At 72.1% G+C, this 16,420-nt stretch carries 19 protein-coding genes; 6 read left to right on the forward strand and 13 right to left on the reverse strand.

Annotation, left to right across the window (positions count from 1 at the left end):
• Window position 1: 1 nt before the first annotated feature.
• The 7 genes from KME80_RS31980 to KME80_RS32010 form a co-directional block, all read right to left on the reverse strand.
• Complete coding sequence (locus KME80_RS31980; protein ID WP_219510221.1) at window positions 2–388, reverse strand: STAS domain-containing protein; 387 nt, start codon at window positions 386–388, stop codon at window positions 2–4.
• A gap of 41 nt (window positions 389–429) precedes the next feature.
• On the reverse strand, window positions 430–1,407 hold the full coding sequence (locus KME80_RS31985; RefSeq protein ID WP_219510222.1) for a phosphotriesterase family protein: 978 nt from the start codon (window positions 1,405–1,407) through the stop codon (window positions 430–432).
• A gap of 103 nt (window positions 1,408–1,510) precedes the next feature.
• Complete coding sequence (locus KME80_RS31990; protein ID WP_219510223.1) at window positions 1,511–2,134, reverse strand: DsbA family oxidoreductase; 624 nt, start codon at window positions 2,132–2,134, stop codon at window positions 1,511–1,513.
• Window positions 2,135–2,179: 45 nt separating this feature from the next.
• Window positions 2,180–2,692 carry a TrmH family RNA methyltransferase gene (locus tag KME80_RS31995; RefSeq protein ID WP_219510224.1) on the reverse strand — a complete coding sequence of 171 codons (513 nt, stop codon included), beginning with the start codon at window positions 2,690–2,692 and terminating at the stop codon, window positions 2,180–2,182.
• A gap of 119 nt (window positions 2,693–2,811) precedes the next feature.
• Complete coding sequence (locus KME80_RS32000; protein WP_308126009.1) at window positions 2,812–4,089, reverse strand: APC family permease; 1,278 nt, start codon at window positions 4,087–4,089, stop codon at window positions 2,812–2,814.
• 176 nt (window positions 4,090–4,265) lie between these two features.
• Window positions 4,266–4,724 carry a universal stress protein gene (locus tag KME80_RS32005; protein ID WP_219510226.1) on the reverse strand — a complete coding sequence of 153 codons (459 nt, stop codon included), beginning with the start codon at window positions 4,722–4,724 and terminating at the stop codon, window positions 4,266–4,268.
• A gap of 81 nt (window positions 4,725–4,805) precedes the next feature.
• A complete protein-coding gene (locus KME80_RS32010; protein ID WP_219510227.1) occupies window positions 4,806–5,432 on the reverse strand; it encodes a DUF998 domain-containing protein in 627 nt (208 codons plus the stop codon).
• A 279-nt stretch (window positions 5,433–5,711) separates the two neighbouring features.
• Here KME80_RS32010 and KME80_RS32015 point away from each other — a divergent pair, with 279 nt between their 5' ends.
• Entirely contained in the window at window positions 5,712–6,686 is a 975-nt protein-coding gene (locus tag KME80_RS32015; protein WP_219510228.1) for an aldo/keto reductase, read from the forward strand.
• On the opposite strand, the gene KME80_RS32020 is transcribed toward KME80_RS32015, so the two are convergent.
• Window positions 6,671–7,624, reverse strand: coding sequence for an anti-sigma factor RsbA family regulatory protein (locus KME80_RS32020; protein ID WP_219510229.1), 954 nt, complete (start codon window positions 7,622–7,624; stop codon window positions 6,671–6,673). The two genes, KME80_RS32015 and KME80_RS32020, sit on opposite strands and share 16 nt — an antisense overlap.
• Window positions 7,625–7,804: 180 nt before the next feature.
• On the opposite strand from KME80_RS32020, the gene KME80_RS32025 reads away from it, so the two are divergent.
• Window positions 7,805–8,362: a DUF1707 SHOCT-like domain-containing protein gene (locus tag KME80_RS32025; RefSeq protein ID WP_246646102.1), complete on the forward strand. Its 558-nt coding sequence runs from the start codon at window positions 7,805–7,807 to the stop codon at window positions 8,360–8,362.
• Here KME80_RS32025 and KME80_RS32030 read toward each other — a convergent pair.
• The gene (locus tag KME80_RS32030) at window positions 8,329–9,441 is read right to left on the reverse strand and encodes an aromatic ring-hydroxylating oxygenase subunit alpha (protein WP_219510230.1); all 1,113 of its coding nucleotides are present in this window, start codon (window positions 9,439–9,441) and stop codon (window positions 8,329–8,331) included. The genes KME80_RS32025 and KME80_RS32030 overlap by 34 nt on opposite strands.
• A 61-nt stretch (window positions 9,442–9,502) precedes the next feature.
• Window positions 9,503–10,597 carry an FAD-dependent oxidoreductase gene (locus tag KME80_RS32035; protein WP_219510232.1) on the reverse strand — a complete coding sequence of 365 codons (1,095 nt, stop codon included), beginning with the start codon at window positions 10,595–10,597 and terminating at the stop codon, window positions 9,503–9,505.
• A gap of 120 nt (window positions 10,598–10,717) precedes the next feature.
• Here KME80_RS32035 and KME80_RS32040 point away from each other — a divergent pair, with 120 nt between their 5' ends.
• The gene (locus KME80_RS32040; protein ID WP_219510233.1) at window positions 10,718–11,095 is read left to right on the forward strand and encodes a DUF8711 family protein; all 378 of its coding nucleotides are present in this window, start codon (window positions 10,718–10,720) and stop codon (window positions 11,093–11,095) included.
• A gap of 37 nt (window positions 11,096–11,132) precedes the next feature.
• Entirely contained in the window at window positions 11,133–12,623 is a 1,491-nt protein-coding gene (locus tag KME80_RS32045; protein WP_308126010.1) for a DUF2079 domain-containing protein, read from the forward strand.
• A 2-nt stretch (window positions 12,624–12,625) separates the two neighbouring features.
• Here the strand turns inward: KME80_RS32045 and KME80_RS32050 are convergent, their stop codons facing one another.
• From KME80_RS32050 to KME80_RS32060, 3 genes are read right to left on the reverse strand one after another with little or no spacing between them, the layout of a single operon-like run.
• Window positions 12,626–13,087: a hypothetical protein gene (locus KME80_RS32050; RefSeq protein ID WP_219510234.1), complete on the reverse strand. Its 462-nt coding sequence runs from the start codon at window positions 13,085–13,087 to the stop codon at window positions 12,626–12,628.
• On the reverse strand, window positions 13,084–13,326 hold the full coding sequence (locus KME80_RS32055) for a hypothetical protein (protein WP_219510235.1): 243 nt from the start codon (window positions 13,324–13,326) through the stop codon (window positions 13,084–13,086). The genes KME80_RS32050 and KME80_RS32055 overlap by 4 nt, the downstream gene beginning before the upstream one ends.
• A 14-nt stretch (window positions 13,327–13,340) precedes the next feature.
• Window positions 13,341–14,447 carry a glycosyltransferase family 4 protein gene (locus tag KME80_RS32060; RefSeq protein ID WP_308126011.1) on the reverse strand — a complete coding sequence of 369 codons (1,107 nt, stop codon included), beginning with the start codon at window positions 14,445–14,447 and terminating at the stop codon, window positions 13,341–13,343.
• Window positions 14,448–14,485: 38 nt separating this feature from the next.
• Here KME80_RS32060 and KME80_RS32065 point away from each other — a divergent pair, with 38 nt between their 5' ends.
• Window positions 14,486–15,304 (forward strand): PIG-L deacetylase family protein, encoded by an 819-nt coding sequence (locus tag KME80_RS32065; protein ID WP_308126012.1) that lies wholly within the window; start codon window positions 14,486–14,488, stop codon window positions 15,302–15,304.
• A gap of 25 nt (window positions 15,305–15,329) precedes the next feature.
• Window positions 15,330–16,388: a lysylphosphatidylglycerol synthase domain-containing protein gene (locus tag KME80_RS32070; protein ID WP_219510237.1), complete on the forward strand. Its 1,059-nt coding sequence runs from the start codon at window positions 15,330–15,332 to the stop codon at window positions 16,386–16,388.
• Window positions 16,389–16,420 lie beyond the last annotated feature (32 nt).

Here is a 16,420-nt window from a genome sequence, read left to right on the forward strand (position 1 = left end):
ACTACCCGGTAAACGGCGGTGAATTCCCGTCTTCGCTGAGTTCGGCGATGGCGAGCTCGGCGGTGGTGCGGATGTCGAAGAACTTGTCGAGCGCGGTGATCGCGAACAGGTGCTTGCACCTGCCGTTGAGCCCGGACAGCAGCAGCCGTCCGCCGGACGCGGTGACGGCCTTGTGCAGGTAGACCAGGACGGACAGGCCCGAGGAGTCGCAGACCGCGACGGCCTGCATGTCGATGACAAGCATCGGCGGCTGGGTCAGGTCGAGCGCCTTGGTGACGCGATCACGGACCTCGGCCGCGGAGCCGAAATCGAAGTCGCCGGTCAGCCTTGCGATGACACACGGCCCCTGAAGCCCGAGGCTGATCGACAAGGCCTGGTCCGAAGTCACCCAGTTCCACCTACCTGCGTTGCTCTTACCTTCCCCCCACTTTACGAGAACAGTTGACGGGGGTTGAACACCAGCATCCGTTCGATCTGCTCGCCGGTCACACCAGACTCCGTCAGCGCGGCCAGCACGTCGTCGTGGATGTGATCGTATCTCCAGTTGGGCGCCAGGGCGCCGCGGGTCTCGTCCCAGGCCTCGGGAAAGTAGTCGTTGAAGCAGGCGGCGTCGTGGCTGAGCACCATCCGGTCGGCGTAGCCGCGGCGGCACAGCGCGGCGATCGTGGCCACGCGCTGCGCCGTCGGGTTGTAGAGGTCGAGCCCGAACCGGTCCATGCCGAGCGTGGCGCCGGTGTCGGCCAGCTTCATCAAGTAATCCAAATCGTTACTGTCACCGGCGTGGCCGACCACGACCTTGGCCAGGTTCACGCCCTCCTCGGCGAACAGGTCGAGCGCCGGGAGCCCGCTCTGGGTGAACGAGTTCGTGTGGACGGTGATCGGCGCGCCGGTGCGCAGGTGGGCCTGGGCGACGGCGCGGCAGACCCGCTCGACGCCGGGCGTCAGGCCCTTGTGCTCGACGACGCACTTGAGGAACGCCGCCTTGACGCCCGTGTCGGCGATGCCTTCGGTCAGGTCGCGGACGAAGTCCTCGATCATCGGGTCCGGCATGTCGATGAGCAGCCCCGGCCCCCGGTGCTCGTACTGGTGGGGCAGTTCGTCGAAGGTGTAGAGGCCGGTGGCGACGATGATGTGCAGATCGGGCACTTCAGCCGCTATGCGCTGGATGCGGGGGATGTAGCGCCCGAGCCCCCACACCGTGGGGTCGACGATCGTCCTGACCCCCTTGGCCGCCACCGCGTTCAGCTTCGTGATCGCGTCGGCGACCCGGTACTCCTCGTCCCACCAGGCGCCTTTGCCGTAGTTGTCCAGGTGCTCGGTGGAGGTGACGAACACGTGCTCGTGCATGAGCGTCTGGCCGAGCCGGTCGGCCTCGACGGGCCCGCGGACGGTGCTGACTGTGGTCATGGGGGCCTCCGTGCCTGCTGGGCCGACCGCGCCAATGTAAAGCCGCCTCACATGCACGTCAACGTACGCGCCCGGCAACCCCGCGGCGAGCGCCCGGCGGGGATCACCTGGCCAGCGCGAGCTCCAGCAGGCGGCGCAGGTCGGCGACGGGTTGGACGCCGGGGACCGGCGGGCCGCCGTCGATCACCAGGGTCGGGACGCCCGTGATGCCCCGCTCGGCCGCGCTGCGCCGGTCGGCGCGTACGTCGTCGGCGTGCGCGTCGCCGGTCAGCACCGCGTCGACTTCGCCGGCGTCCAGGCCCGCCTCCGCGCCGAGGCGGCGCAGCACGTCCGGGTCGGCCACGTTCAGGCCCTCGGTGTGGTAGGCGCGCAGCAGCCGTTCCATCATCTCGGCGGCCAGCCCGTGCCGGGCGGCGAGGAGGTTGAGCCGGTGCGCGTCGAACGTGCTCACCGGCTTGGCCAGCCCCAGGTTGAGCTCCAGGCCCTCGGCCGCGCCCAGGGCCTGGATGTGCGCGACCCTGGCCGGCGCCTGGTCGCCCCACCATTCGCTCATCGCCTCGGCGGCGGTCGGGCCGGGGACGCGGCCCTGCTCCGGCGCCAGCTCGTAGGCGCGCCAGACGAGCTCGACGGACTCCCGGCCGGCGACCGTCTCCAGGGCGGCCGCCAACCGCCTCTTGCCGATGTAGCACCACGGACAGAGCACATCGGCGTAGATTTCCACCTTCATGCGCCCGATCCTGCAACCTCAACCACGGTTGGGGTCAACTTCGGCTCAGCTGAACCCGGCCAGCTTGTAGAGGACGAGCGACCCGGCGACGGCCACGTTCAGGCTCGCGCCGGTGCCGATCATGGGGATCTCGACGACCAGGTCGAGCAGGTCGAGCGCCTCGGGCGGGATGCCGTCGGCCTCGTGGCCGAGCACGACGACGGTCGGCTGCCTGGCCATGGGCAGGTCGGCCAGCCGGACGGCCTCCTCGGCCAGCTCGACGCCGACGACCTGCTCGCCCCGCTCGCGCCGTTCGGCGAGCCAGCGCAGCGGCCGCACCCAGTGGACGCAGGCCCCGGCGCGCAGCGTGTTGCCCTTGGCCAGCGCCTCCGGCACCCACGGCAGCCGGGGCACGGCCAGGCACGCGCCGACGGCGTCGCAGGTGCGCAGCAGCGTGCCCAGATTGGCGGTGTGCATCGGCCACAGCGGCGCGACGGTCAGGTGCCCCAGGCACCGGGGTGGCCGTCGCCGCCGGGCGGACTTGAGGTCCTTGCTCGTACGGACCCTGACCCCGCTCATGCGCGCGGGCGGATCTCCTCCGCGGAGGTCTTCATGTGATGGGCGCTTTCAGCGGCACGCCCGAGCCATCGACGGGAGCCTCCAGCATAACGCGGCCGGACCCGCCCGGCCCAGGCGCGTCAGGGTGACGGCCGGCCCTGCCGGAGCCGGTGCCGTACGGCCCAGAGGACGGCGCCGGCCGCGAAGACGGCCAGGCCCGCGAGCACGGAGGCGAGCGGGAGGGTGGCGGCGAGCAGCAGGCACAGGGCCAGCCCGAGCACCGGCACGGCCTTCGGCGGCGCGCCCTCGTCGCGGCGCAGGGTGAACGCGGAGGCGTTGGCGACGGCGTAATAGACGAGCACGCCGAAGGAGGAGAACCCGATGGCCCCGCGCAGATCGGCGACCAGCAGCAGGACGATCACCGCCGCCGCGACGGCGAGCTCGGCCCGGCGCGGCACCTGCGCTCCGGGGTGGACGGCGGCGAACACGCCGGGCAGGTCACGCTCCCTGGCCATCGCCAGGACCGTGCGCGACACCCCGAGCATGAGCGCGAGCAGCGCGCCGAGGGCCGCCACCGCCGCGCCGGCGACGACCACCGGCCGCATCCACTCCGCCCCGGCCGCGCTCACCACGTCGGCCAGCGGCGCGCCGGAGCCCGCCAGCCCCCACGCGGTCAGCGTGCCGAGCGCGGCCACCGCCACCAGGGCGTAGACGACGAACGTGACGGCCAGCGCGATGCCGATGGCACGCGGGATGGTCCGGGCGGGATCGCGCACCTCCTCCCCCAGCGTGGCGATCCGCGCATATCCGGCGAACGCGAAGAACAGCAGCCCGGCGCCCTGGAGCACTCCCCAGAGCCCGGGGGCGGCCAGGCCGGCGGGCGCCCCGGCGGCCAGGGCCGTGACCTGGGAAGCGCCGGGCGTGCCGCCCGCGAAGGCCGCCACGACGACCCCGGCCAGCACCAGCAGGACGAACGCCACCATCACCCGGGCCGCGGCGGCGGAGCGCTGCACCCCGAACAGGTTGAGCGCGGTGAGCACCACCACGGCGGCGATGGCCAGCGGGCGGGCGAGCGCGGGGGCCGCATAGGCGCCGAAGGTGAGCGCCATCGCGGCGCAGGAGGCGGTCTTGCCGATCGTGAAGCCCCAGCCCGCGAGGTAGCCCCAGAACGGGCCGAGGCGACGCCTGCCGTAGACGTACGTGCCGCCGGACTCGGGGTAGAGCGCGGCCAGGCGCGCCGAGGAGGTCGCGTTGCAGTAGGCCACCAGGCCGGCCAGGGCGAGCGCGGCGAGCAGCCACGTGCCGGCCGCCCGCGCGGCGGGGGCGAAGGCCGCGAACACGCCGGCGCCCACCATGGCACTGAGCCCGACGACCACCGCGTCGCCGGTGCCCAACCTTCTCGCCAGCCCTGCGGCCACGCGCCCTCCTCGTTCCAGGAGGCAACTCTGCACCATCGGGCCGACACTTTCCCATCGGCCCGGGATACGCGGGGGAAATGGCGGGCGGCGTTTCGACGAGCGCCCCGGAGCCCAGCGGGTGTGGGTGGACGGTGGGCTCCGGGGACGATCAACCCCCGGACAGCGGACGGGGAAGATCAGGCCCCGGACTCCGGTCCGGGGACGACGAGGACGGGGCGGCGGGAGTGGTGCAGGACGCGGTCGGAGGTGCTGCCCAGCAGGAGCGAGCGCACACCGCCGAGCCCCCGGGTGCCGGTGACGATCAGCTCGGCGTCCAGCTCGTCGGCCGTGTCGACGATCGTGGCCCAGACGGCCACGGCGTCGGAGGAGCAGCGCGGGGTGGCGTCCAGGCCGGCCTCGGTGGCGAGGGAGGCGCCGTGCTCGGCGAGCTCGCGCATGGCCTTGCCGATGGCCTCGTCCTCGGCGGCTGAGTTGTCGATCGTCATGATGAGCCCGGCGGACGCCCGGGCGGAGGTCATCGCCAGCCGCTCCCACACGGTCAGCACCACCGCGTGCCGGCCGGGGAACATCTTGCCGGCGAAGGCGATGGCGGCCTTGGCGTCGTCGGAGCCGTCGTAGGCGATCAGGATGGTCATGCCGGTACCTCCGTGCAAAGCAAAGTGTCAGGCTCCCCCTCTAACCGAGGGAGAGCCGTTCACTCCTGCTCAGGCAAGGGCTCAGGCAAGGGGGCGGGCGAGGGCGGGCACGCGGCGGGGGGCGGGGTTGAGCGCCGACATCCCGGCCAGGGCGAGGACGGCGAGCTCGGTGACGACCACGGTGCGCTGGATCAGCCCGGCGGGGAAGTCCTCGTTGGCCAGCGGGATGCCGAACATCCGGACCACGTACGGGATCACGACGGCGACCAGGGCGACCAGGGCGATGGTGCTGAGCACACGGACGGCGCGGGCGTGGCGCACGCGGGCCCTGGCCAGCAGCAGTCCCGCGACGGGCATGACCAGGAAGGCGACGAAGGCGGCGTAGCGGTGGACGGCGCCGGACAGCGACAGCTCGACGCCGGGCGGGTCGGTCGGGAACGCGCCGATGAGGAACATGCTCGCGCCCCACACCAGCAGCAGGGCGACGACGCAGCGGTCCGCCCCGGCCCGGCGCACGGCCTCGGCGATCAGCGTCGAGCCCACGGCGAACAGGGTCAGCGACAGCGGCAGCAGCCAGCCGGCCGCCTGGAAGGCGTACTCGCTGATCACCGTGTGCATCGGGTCCAGGCCCGTCTCGGCGTGCAGGGTGAACATGGCGCCCGCGCCGGTGCCGATGGCCGTGAATCCGCTGACAAGCAAACCCTTCATGCCTACAAACGTGGCGGAATCCGGCTTCGCGGAGTATCGGAGATCACCCCCGGCGGGCCCTGAGGAATCCCCTACTACTTCGGTCTTAATACCCCTGTCAGGGGCATGATGACCTGCGGGGATACAGACCCTGGTAGGGATTGCCCCCTCAGGGGGAGTAGGGATTTGACTTAGAGCGCGCTCAAAGGGCGACCCTGGATGCATGAGCTGCTCAGGAAGGCCCGGAGGCGGTCGGGGAGCGGCCCTGGACCACACGATCGACATGTACAGGGGACACGGATGAACAGGCGCACACTCGGCACGGACGGCCCGGAGGTCTCGGCTCTGGGGCTGGGCTGCATGGGCATGTCGGAGTTCTACGGCAAGGGCGACGAGGCGGAGTCGATCTCGGTCATTCACCGCGCCCTCGACCTGGGCATGAATTTTCTGGACACCGCCGACATGTACGGCAGCGGGCACAACGAGGAGCTGGTGGGCCGGGCGATCAAGGGCCGCCGGGACGAGGTCGTGCTCGCCACCAAGTTCGGCGTGAACCGCGCCGGCGGCGCCCGCACGATCGAGAACAGCCCCGACTACATCCGGACGGCCTGCGACGCCTCGCTGCGCCGGCTCGGCGTCGACCACATCGACCTCTACTACATGCACCGCCGCAACCCGGACGTGCCCGTCGAGGACTCGGTCGGCGCGATGGCCGAGCTGGTCCAGCAGGGCAAGGTCCGCCATCTCGGGCTGTCGGAGGTGAGCGCGGCGACGCTGCGCCGGGCGGCGGCCGTGCACCCGATCGCCGCGCTGCAGAGCGAATACTCGCTGTTCACCCGGGGCCTGGAGGCGGAGATCCTGCCCACGGCCCGCGAGCTGGGCGTGGCGCTGGTCGCCTATTCGCCGATCAGCCGGGGCTTCCTCACCGGCGCCATGCCGCCGGCCGACGAGCTGCCCGACGACGACTTCCGCAAGTGGATGCCGCGCAACACGGGACAGAACGCCGAGCACAACGCCGCCATGGTCGCCGAGGTCACCAGGATCGCCGAGGCGGCCGGGGTGACGACGGCGCAGCTCGCGCTGGCCTGGGTGCTCGCCCAGGGGCGCGACGTGGTGCCGATCCCGGGCACCAAGCGGCTGCGCTACCTGGAGGAGAACGCGGCGGCGGCGGACATCGAGCTGACCTCCGAGCAGCTCGCCGCGCTGGAGCGGGCGGTGCCCGCCGACGCGGTGCGCGGCGACCGTTACGCCGACATGGCCTACCTGGAGTCCTGAGCGGGCACGGAGCGCCGTCCGGGCAGGTCGAAGTAGGCCCGGATGGCGGTGGCTCCGGCCCGGGTGTGCACGCGGACGAGGTCGCTCAGCAGGTTGACGATGAGCAGGCCGCGCGAGCCGGGCACGCGCGGGTCGACGGGGGCGCGCCCGGCCAGCGGGTCGGTGATGTGCCCGGCGTCGCTCACCTCGCAGACCAGCCGGCCGTCGGCGTGCCACACGCGGATCACGCCGGCGCCGCCGCCGTGGTCGAGGCTGTTGGCGCTGAGCTCGGCGACGACCAGCCGGATGTCGTCGAGCCGCTCGCCGGTGAACCCCAGCTTGTCGCCCACCTCACCGGCGAGCAGGCGGGCCGCCGCCAGGTTGTGGCGGTCGAAGCGGAGCGCGACGTGCTCGCCCGGCTCGTCGAGCGGGCGGTTGTGCCCGTCGACGACCGCCTGAGGAGCGTAGAGGTCGCTGATGCGCTCCCCCTCCTCGTCGAGCAGCACGGGGTGGGTGAGCTCGGCCTCGCGGATGACCTCGGGATCGAGCCCGTCCAGGTCGTACGGGCACAGGATCGTGACCTGCCTGCCCCGGAACGCGTAGTTGATCAGCGCCTCGTGCTGGGCGCACGCCGGGTATTCGGTCGCGCTGCGCCCGGGCCAGATCGGCTCGCCGATGATGCGCACGTGCTCGCCGGGATGGCGGTCGGCGAAGTCGCGCAGCACGCCGGGGATGATCCGCCCGGGATTGCGCCCCGCCTTGAGCATGTCGAGCATGGTCACACGGGCGGCATCGGCGCCCAGCACGGCCTCGATCAGCTCGAGGTTACGCGCCGGAACGGCGACGGCCACGGGCTCGCCGGCGTCCAGGCCCTCGCGGATGAACCGGGTCGTGGCAGCAACGTATTCCCGATCGCCTCTGTAGAAGAGTGCCGGGTGCACGAACGGGTCTGCCAACATCGCCTTTCACGCTACCCGGCGTTGGTGTCATCAAGGCCGAGTGTTGGGTAGCTATTCAGTGTGAAGAGACTTCAGATCGTACAGCGGCCCCGGCCCCCTCGCCGCCCGCTCCCCCTCGATCTGCGTACCCCCGCAGGCCGTCCACTCCCGTTCTGACCGATGCGACCCTATGCTCAAGACATGTCGGAAATGCAGATCCGCGCATCCGACGCGGATCGGGAACTCGTCACCCAGCAGTTGCAGCGCGCCTTCACCGAGGGGCGTCTGGACCAGTTCGAGCTGGAGGACCGGCTCGAACGGGCGCTGAGTGCCAAGGTTCAGAGCGACCTGGTCAAGGTCGTCGAGGACCTGCCCGCCGACACGCCGCAGGCCGACGACGTGGTCGTGCTGGAGACCAAGCATGACGAGCTCAAGCGCGCCGGCGACTGGGCGGTGCCGCGCCGGCTGCGTGCCGTCTCCAAGCACGGCGGCGTCCACCTCGACTTCAGCCAGGCGGTCATCGCCCATCCCGTGGTGGAGGTCGAGCTCGACCTCAAGTACGGCTCGGCCAAGATCGTGCTGCCGCCGGGCGCCTCGGCCAACGTCGACGGGTTCCGCACCACGTACGGCACCACGTCCACCGCCGACGTGCCCGGGCGTCAGCGGCCCGGGGTGCTGCACGTGGTGGTGACGGGCGAGACCAAGTACGGCGCGCTCGCGGTCCGCTATCCGCGCAAGCGCTGGTTCACCCAGTCGTGAAACGCGGAGATGTGGTGCTCGCTGGGCACCAGCACGCCGCCGTCGGCGTAGGCGCGTGACGACATGCCGAGCTGGGTCCGCTCGCAGGCGTCGAAGTCCTGCTCGTTGACCCGGTGGAACAGCTCGACGGAGCGCGACAGGTCGGCCCCCGAGGCGACCACGTCGGGGTGGTAGAGCCAGTCGCACTCCACGATCGTGCGGTCGGCGGCCAGCGGGAACATCCGGTGCACGATCACGTGGTCGGGCACCAAATTGACGAAGACCTGCGGCTTGACGGTGACCGCGTAGTAGCGCCGGTCCTGCTCGGGCGCGACGTCGGGCAGCTTGCCGAACCCGGCGGCGCCGTCGACGGTGAACCCCTCGGCCCGCTCGGCGAACGCGGCGCCGTGCCCGACGTAGTACTGGGCCGCGTATCCTCCGGCGAACTCCGGCAGCACCGCCGTGAGCTCGGGGTGGATGGTCGCGCAGTGGTAGCACTCCATGAAGTTCTCGACGATGAGCTTCCAGTTGGCGCGCACGTCGTAGCGGACGCGGCGGCCGACGGCGAGCTCGTCGGCGTGGTAGCGCTCGATGGCGGCCGGGTCGCCGAGCCGTTCGGTGGCGGCGTGGGTCACGCTGTCCTCGAACGGGGGCGGCTCGTCGGCCAGGCAGATCCACGCGTAGCCGAGCCATTCGCGCAGCGCCACGGGCACCAGGCCGTAGGCGACCCGGTCGACGTCCGGCATCCTCGCCAGGTTGGGCGCCGCCGCCAGCGTGCCGTCGAGGTCGTAGGACCAGGCGTGGTAGGCGCACCGGATCGTCCGCCTGACCTCGCCGCCCTCCTCCAGGCACAGCCGCGCGCCGCGGTGCCGGCAGACGTTGAGGAAGGCCCGCAGCAGCCCGTCGCGGCCCCGCACCACGATGACGCTCTCGCGCCCGGCCTGGACGGTACGGAACGCGCCCGGGGCGGCGAGCTCGGCGGATCTGACCGCGCAGACCCAGAGCGATTCGAAGATCAGGGCCTGCTCGCGGGCGAACACCTCGGGGTCGGTGTAGGAGCGTCCGGGCAGCGTGGAGATCAGGCTCGATGTGCTGGTCAACAGACACTCCTTGTTGCGTAATACGCACCGAGTTGCCCTATATGCGAATAGTCAGCTCGGCCTAGGAGGCTGTCAAGAGGTAGCCGCTGGCCCACCTGAGCCACCGGGTGCACAGGCCGGTCGCGACCCGTTTCGGCACCAGCCGGGCCAGCGGCTCGTGCCGGTTGGTGATCTCGATCCCGGCGAGCACGGCCGAGCGGCGCACCATCCTGGCGCGGGCCCGCTCGTAGGCGCGCAGGTCGCCGGTGACCGAGCGCGCCAGCAGCCAGGCGTCCTCCAGCGCCTGGTTGGCGCCCTGCGCCAGGGTCGGCGGCATGGTGTGCGCCGAGTCGCCGGCCAGCGTGGTCGGCCCGTGCCCCCACACGTCCGGGATCTTCCACGTGTGGTGCGGGAAGAACTCCGGCGCGGTCATCGTGGCGAGGATGCGCGGCACCGGGTCGGGCAGGTCGCCGAACAGCCGCCGCAGCTTCCCCACCGGGTCGGGGTCGTCGCCCCACAGCGGCCTGCCGGGAGCCGTGCGCACGTCGAACCACCACAGCAGCCGCCCGCCGCCCGCCGGGATCAGCCCGCACAGCCCGCCCCCGCCGGAGATCAGGACGGCCCGGCCCGCGGAGATGAGCGGGGTCGGCTCGGTGGTGAACCCCTGCCAGGTCGCCCAGCCGCTGAGCCGCGCGGGATCGCCGCCCAGCATGGCGTGCCGGACCGCCGACCGGCGCCCGTCCGCGCCCACCAGCACGTCGCCGCGGACCGTCCGGCCGCCGGCCAGCCGCGCACGCGCGCCGCCTGGGTCGACGTCCTCGGCGGCGGCGCCGTACGTGACCGGGACGCCCTCGGCGAGCAGCGCGACCAGCTCGCCGCGCGCCACGTGCACGGTGGGATGGCCGTAGGCGCGCTCGGCGTCGGTGAGGTCGGCGGCGCTGAGCATCCGCCCCCGCGCCGACCAGGACTCCAGCGTCTCCAGCCGGCGCCCGGCGGCTGCGGCGTCGACGCCGAGCTCGCGCAGGATCGCGGTGCTGCCCGGCCAGAGCGTGACGGACCCGCCGGCCGTGCGCGGCTCCGGGGCCTCCTCGAACACCTCGACCTCGTGCCCGCCGCCCATCAGAGCGCGCGCGAGAGCGAGACCCGCCACGCCCGCCCCGATCACGACCACTCTCACGAAGAGGACAGATACCCGCTTTACGTCGGCTTGATATCGATGATGCTAGTGGGGTGCAAGCGTCGGTCAAGGTTTGCGCCATACTGTCCCCTCGTTCCTACACCAACGAAGGGCAAGACCATGACTCCCCCTCGCCGCATCGCGATCGCGATCGCGACGCTCACCCTTGCCGGCCTCACCACCGCGTGCGGCGCGATCGGCACCGCGGTCGACTGCAACAAGGTCGCCAGCGAGGTCACCACGATCATGAACGGCTTCAGCACCTCGGTCGCGGGCGCCGCCACCGACCCCTCCGCCATGGAGAAGGCCGGCCAGGAGGCCGCCGGCAAGATCAAGACCCTGGCCGCCGACTATGACGGCGAGCTCCGCTCGGCCCTCGACGAGATGGCCAGCGGCATGGAGAGCATCAAGATCGACGCTGCGAACCCGACCGCCGCCATGGACGCCGTCACCAAGCTCCAGAGCTCCGCGACGAAGATCCAGGGCGCCTGCAGCTGATGACGTTCCGCATGAAACCGGTCTAGTCTTGCTGCCCGTGACGGGCGACACGCTGGTGGGGCGGCCCAAGGTCGGCGCCACTCTCTCCGGTTTCATGACCCGGTTCAACCCCTGGCTGAGGGGCGACCGCCTGCGGGTCGGGCTCCTCAGCCTGGTGTCGGCCGTCGCGTACGCCGTGATCGGCCTGGTGGAGCTGGCCACCTACCGCACCAGCACCTTCGACCTGGTCATCCTCGACCAGACCGTGCGCAACTACGCGTCCTTCCGGCTCCCGTACGCGCCGGTCCTCGGCGCCTTCCACGACCGGGGGCTGGACTACCTCCAGCTCGCCGACCACTTCTCGCCCATCTACGCGCTGCTGGCGCCTTTCTACTGGGTGCACGACGGGCCCGGGTCGCTGATCGTGGCGCAGGCGCTGCTGTTCGCGGCGGCGATCCCGTTCATCTGGCTGTTCACCCGCCGCGTGCTGGGTCTCGGCCCCGCCTACCTGGTCGCGCTGGCCTACGCGCTGTCGTGGCCGGTGGCGCAGGCGGTGGCGTTCGACGCGCACGAGGTCATGTTCGTGCCGCTGCTGACCGCCGTCGCGATCGAGCGCTACCAGGCCGGCCGGCACCTGCCCGCCTTCGTGGCCCTGTTCACGCTCCTCCTGGTCAAGGAGGACATGGGGCTGATGGTGATCGGGTTCGGCGCCTACCTGTTCGCCGTGGGCGACCGCTTCCGCGGCGTGTGCTGCGCGGCCGTGGGGCTGGGCGGGGTGATGCTGACCCGGGGCGCGCTCGTCCCGATGCTGGGCGGGCAGGCGTCCGACTTCTGGGCCTACGGCCATCTCGGGCCGGACGTGCCGGGCGCGGTGCTGACGATGCTGCGCGATCCGCTCGCCGCGCTGCTGCTGCCCTTCAGCGAGGAGGCCAAGGTCGACACGCTGTTCCTGCTGGCGTGGCCGACGCTGCTGCTGTGCCTGCTGTCGCCGCTGTCTCTGGTGGCGCTGCCGCACGTGCTCGAACGCATGCTGGCCGACCGTCATCTGTGGTGGCAGGCGGACTTCCAGTACAACGCCTTCACGGTGGCGATCCTGTTCTGCGCGGGCGTGGACGGGCTGGCCCGGCTGCTGCGCTGGGTCAAGCGGCCCGGCGACCGGTCGCTGACGCTGGCGTGGGCGGTGGCGGTGTGCGCGGTGGCGGTCACGCTGGTGCCGAGGTTCGCCCTGGACCAGCTCTACCATCCCGCCTTCTACAAGGGCGACCCGGTCAAGACGGCCGCGGCCGAGGCGGCGGTCGCGCACGTGCCGTCGGGGGTGACGGTCGAGGCGGCCAACTCCGTCGGGCCCGCCCTGAGCAGCCGCGCCACGGTCCTGCTGTGGACGGGACGGCCGCAGGGCGCGCCCTGGGTGGTGGCCGACACGGCCCGCTGGGAGTTCCCGTTCGGCACCGCCGAGGAGCAGTTCGCCCAGGTGGGCAGGCTGATGGCGGAGGGCTACACGAAGGTGTTCGAGCGCGACGGCTACGTGGTGCTCAACCGGGCTCCATGACCTCAGCCGGGGGTCACGGCCTCGGGCGCGCTGAGGTGCTCGGCGATGGCGGTCTGCCAGCCGCGCAGGTAGTCGGCGTAGCCGTCAGCGAACCCGCGCAGCTCGCGGGCGCCCTGCGGGGACAGGGCGGTGAGGTCGTAGACGACCTCGGCCGTGCTGCCGCCCCGGGTGTCGCCGGTGACGGTCACGGTGACCGTGCCGGCCCGGGAGCCGGGGGTGACGCGGGCGTAGCAGACGCGGCGGCCCTCCTGGCGGTCGACCACGATCCAGGTGGTGCGCTCGCCGTGGGTGTCGGTCTCGAAGACCGTGCCGGGCGCGCAGTCGTCGTCGGCGGGCATCGGGAAGCGCGGCCGCCAGCCCTTGACCCAGTGCTCCTCGCCGCGCGGCGTGAACAGCAGCAGCGCCTCGGCGGGCGGCAGCGGCACCGCGACCAGGCCGCTGAGCGAATACTGCACCCCCGTCACCGGGTGACCAGCCGGTGCGCGTCGTCGGCGGTCAGGGTGAGGCCGTAGACGGACTTGAGCTGGTCGATCTTGCCGAGCGTCTCGGGCGAGAACGGCGCCCGCCCCTCGAAGGCGTGGAGCGTGATGCCCTCGACGAGGTCGCCCAGGGACATGTCCAGGTATTCCGCCAGCCCCTTGAGGACCTTGAGCAGGTTCTTCTCCACCCGGAGACCGGTCTGGGTCCGCTCCGCTGTTACCATGGTAACAATATACCTCAATTCGGGCGGGCCTGCGGGCGGGCGGCCGCCTCGGCATAGGCCCGGTCGAACCCGGCCAGGACCGCGGGCCACGAGCCCGCCGCCGGCGGTGTGGCGCGGTTGTGCCGGGTGATCCGCTCGCGCAGCTCGCGGTCCACGCTGAGCCTGGCCACGGCGTCGGCCAGCGCGTTCACGTCAGGGCCGAGCAGGCCCTCGGTGCCGTCGCTGACGAAGTCGGCCACCCCGCTCTGCGACCGCGCCACCACCGGCAGCCCGGCCGCGCGCGCCTCCAGGGCGGCGATGCCGAACGACTCGCGCGGCGCCGGGGCCACGAACACGTCGGCCGACTCCAGCACCTTGGCGATCTGCTCGCGGGTGTGGCGGCCCGGCAGCGACACCCAGCCGGTCATGCCGTGCCGGGCCAGGTAGCGCTCCATCGAGGCGCGGGCCGGGCCGTCGCCGACCACGGTCGCGCGCAGCGGGATCTCCGCCGGGACCCGCGACCTGGCCAGCTCCAGCAGCTTGAGCAGGCGTACCGGATGCTTGCGCGGGGCCAGCCTGCCGACGGCCACGACGTGCACCTCGCCCCGGTCGTCGGGGCCGCTCTCGGCGGGGAAGCGGCGCCAGCCCGACAGGTCCAGCCCGTTGGACACCACGTGCACCGGCACCCGGGGCCCGGCGACCGCGCGGATCGGGACCGCCGCCGCGTTGCTGACCGTGGTGGCCACCAGCCCCCACCGCTGCCACCCGTACGCCGTGCCGAGCAGCCGGTAGAGGGCGCGCGTGACCGGATCCCACATGCTGTGGACCGTCACCACGCACGGCAGCCCGAGCCGGACGGCGGCGCGCACGCCCTGCCAGGCGAACGGCGATACGGCCCCCGTGTGCACGTGCACCACGTCGGGCCGGGACCCGGCCAGGCGGCGGGTGAGATGCCTCACGCCCGCCGGGTGCACCGGCAGGTCGAACGGGACACGCGCCACGATCCGGTGCACACCGGGCAGCGCCTCGCCCCGGGTGGCGGTGGCCAGCTCCACCTCGTGTCCGGACTCGCGCTGCATTCGCACGAGATCGGCGACCTGCACCTCGATTCCCCCGAGTCTCGGCAGGTAACAGTCACTCACGTGAAAGATCCGCACCCCTCCCAGACTAATCTGGGCCTGTGCCTCCACGTACCGCTGTGTTCTTCCATGCCCACCCCGACGACGAGGCCCTGCTGACGGCGGGCACGATGGCGATGCTCGCGGCCGAAGGGCACCGCGTGGTGCTCGTGGTGGCCACCGCGGGCGAGCGCGGCCTGGCGGAGATCCGGCCGGGCGAGGCGCTCGGCGAGACCCGCATGAAGGAGCTCTACGCCTCGGCCGCCGCGCTCGGCTGCGCCCGCGTCGAGTGCCTGGGCTACGGCGACTCGGGGCTGAGCCCGAAGGGCGGCATCGCCGAGGAGCGGCCCGACAACGCCTTCATCGACGCCGACACGGAGAAGGCCGCCACCGCGCTGGCCGCCATCCTCCAGGAGGAGAACGCCGACCTGCTGTCCATCTACGACCCGGCGGGCGGCTACGGCCATCCCGACCACGTGCAGGTGCACCGGGTGGGCAGGCGCGCGGCGGAGATCGCCGGCACGCGGGTCGTGCTGGAGGCGACGGTCAACCGCGACCCGCTGGTCAAGCTGCTCAAGGCGGCGGGCAAGGTCTACCGGTTCCCGCCGGAGTTCGACGTGCGCACGTTCGAGAGCGCCTACTCCTCCGGCGAGACCATCACCCACCGCGTCAACGTGCGCCGCTACGCCCGGCAGAAGCGGGCGGCGATGGAGGCCCACGCCTCGCAGGCGACCGGCGGCGACACCGACCGCACGCTGGCCGTGATGCTCAAGGTGCCGGGGCCGCTCTACCGGCTGGTGTTCGGCACCGAGTGGTTCGTCCGGCGCGACCTGCCCCCGGGTACGAGGCTGCGTCATCCCTTCGACCGATGGCCCAAGTAGCCGGCTACCGGCAGACTGGGCTCCGATGAAGAACAAGTGGCTCCAGATCACGCTGTCCGTCCTGTCGCTCGGGCTCGCGGTGCTGCTGGTGGTCTATCTGCCGCAGATCGTGCAGACGCTGACCGGCAAGCCCGTCTCCTGGCAGGAGATCGGCGCCGTGTTCGGCACGCTCGACGCCGGCATGATCGCGCTGATGACGGCCGTGTGGCTGCTGAGCCTGCTCGCCTACACGTTCGTGCTGACCGGGTCGCTGCCGGGGCTGGGCCACACGCAGGCGCTCACGCTCAACGCCGCCGGGAGCGCGGTCAGCAACCTGCTGCCGTTCGGCGGCGCGGCCGGGGTGGCGCTGACGTTCGCGATGACCAGGGGCTGGGGGTTCGCCAACCGGCCGATCGTGGTCATGACGCTCGTCAGCGGGATCTGGAACACGCTGTTCAGGTTCATCCTGCCGGCTGTCGGGATCATCGCGCTGCTGCTGGCCGGGCAGGCGCCCAACGCGACCGTGGCCAACGCCGGCTGGGTCGGCGCGATCTCGATCCTGGCCCTGTGCGCGGTGGTCGCCGCCGCCCTCTACTGGGACCGGGCCGCCGCCGTGCTGGGCCGGGGGCTCGACTTCCTGGCCAGGCTGGTGCGGCTCAAGGTCCGCCCGTCGCAGGCGTTCGAGAGGCTGCGCCACGACACCGCCACCGTCGTGCGGACCCGGTGGCCGATCATGTCGTTCGGCATGGTGTTCTTCCTCGGCTTCCAGTGGGCGATCATGGCCGCCTGCATGCTGGCCACCGGCGCCTGGCCGGGGCTCGCCGAGTCGATCGCCGTCTTCGCGCTGTCGCGGGTGCTCACGGCGGTGCTCGTCACGCCGAGCGGCGCCGGGATCATGGAGTCGGGGGTGGTCGTGCTGCTGACCACGTTCGGCGTGGCGGCCCCGCCGGCGACGGCCGCCGCACTGCTCTTCGGTTTCTGGACTTACACTATCGAGATCCCGTTCGGCGGCCTCGCGCTGGGGGCGTGGGCGCTCCTGCGCAGGCGCAACAGCCGAGGCGCCGCAGCGGATCCCCCGTCCACGATCTCGAAGGCCCCCCAGTGACTATCCCGAACCCTCCACGTAATCAACCCCGG

Source organism: Nonomuraea ceibae (assembly GCF_019396325.1).
Lineage (GTDB): Bacteria > Actinomycetota > Actinomycetes > Streptosporangiales > Streptosporangiaceae > Nonomuraea > Nonomuraea ceibae.